Origin of the sequence: Actinomadura rubrisoli (assembly GCF_004349215.1) — a bacterium.
GTDB lineage: Bacteria > Actinomycetota > Actinomycetes > Streptosporangiales > Streptosporangiaceae > Spirillospora > Spirillospora rubrisoli.
The window spans coordinates 1-1,324 of the sequence record NZ_SMKU01000700.1 but is presented as its reverse complement, the minus strand read 5'-3'; the positions used below and the strand labels follow the sequence as shown (position 1 = coordinate 1,324).

The following is a 1,324-nucleotide window of genomic DNA, read 5'->3' as shown; positions in this document are numbered from 1 at the left end:
GCCCCCGCACGCCCCGCGCCCGCTGCCCGAGGGCGCCGGCCTGGAGGGCGCCCTCGCCGAGTTCTCCGAGCGCTGGGAACCCGGCTTCGCGGGCAGCGCCGGCCCCCGCTACCTCGGCTTCGTCACCGGCGGCGCCACGCCCGCGTCCATCGCCGGCGACTGGCTGACCAGCGTCCTGGACCAGAACCCGGCGACCCTCCAGGACTCCTCGGCGCCCGCCCTCGAACGGGAGACCATCGGCTGGCTCGCCGAACTGCTGGACGTCCCGTCCCATACCGGCGCGTTCGTGTCCGGGGCGACGATGTCCAACACCGTCGGCCTCGCCATCGCCCGCGAATGGCTCGGCGAGCGCCTCGGCGTCTCCGTCGCCGACGACGGCGTCGCGGCCCTCGGCGAGGTCGCGGTCCTGTCCGCCTCGGCCCACTCCAGCATCTTCAAGGCGCTCTCCATGCTGGGCATCGGACGCAACCGGCTCCGCGCCGTCCCGGCCCTCCCCGGCCGCGAGGCGATCGACGTCGCCGCTCTCGACGAGGCCCTCACCGCCCTCGGCGGCCGTCCCGCGATCGTCGTCGCCAACGCCGGCACCGTGAACACCGTCGACTTCGACGACCTCCGCGCCATCGCGGCGCTCCGCGAACGGCACGGGTTCTGGCTCCACGCCGACGCCGCCTTCGGCGCCTTCACCGCCCTCTCCCCCGCCCACGCCGACCTGGTCGCGGGCCTGGACGAGGCCGACTCCATCTGCGTGGACCTCCACAAGTGGCTGAACGTCCCCTACGACTCGGCCGTCCAGTTCACCCGCCGCCGCGACCTCCAGGCCCAGGTGTTCCGGAACGCCGCCGCCTATCTCGGCGAGCCCGGCGACGACCCCCTCCACCTCACCCCGGAGAACTCCCGCCGCCTGCGCGCCCTGGCCGCCTGGTTCACCCTGCGCGCCTACGGCCGCGACGGGCACCGCGCCATCGTCGAGCGCAACATCGCCCAGGCCCACCACCTCGGCGACCTCCTGGAATCGGCCCCCGGCTGGCGGCTCCTGGCCCCCGTCCGCGTCAACGTGGTCTGCTTCACCCACGACACCCGCGACCCGTCCGAGATCATCGAGACCGTCACCGCCTCCGGCGAGACGTTCCTCACCCCCACCGTCCTGTGGGGCGCCCGCGGCATCCGCGCCGCCTTCAGCAACTGGCGCACCACCCCCCGCGACGTGGACCGCGTCTTCCGGGCCCTCCTAAAGTGATCTCCATGCGGGAGATCGTCACCTACCTCGAAATGACCAGTCCGGACGACCTGATACCAGCCCACCCGGCCCCCCTCACCCTGGAGC

The 1,324-nt window shown here is 73.8% G+C and carries 1 protein-coding gene; it reads left to right on the top strand.

Going from position 1 to position 1,324, the window contains the following annotated elements; genetic code table 11:
* Positions 1-1,237: pyridoxal phosphate-dependent decarboxylase family protein (locus E1298_RS46945; protein WP_131903804.1), on the top strand; the 1,237-nt coding region annotated here is incomplete at its 5' end.
* Between the last annotated feature and the right edge of the window lie 87 nt (positions 1,238-1,324).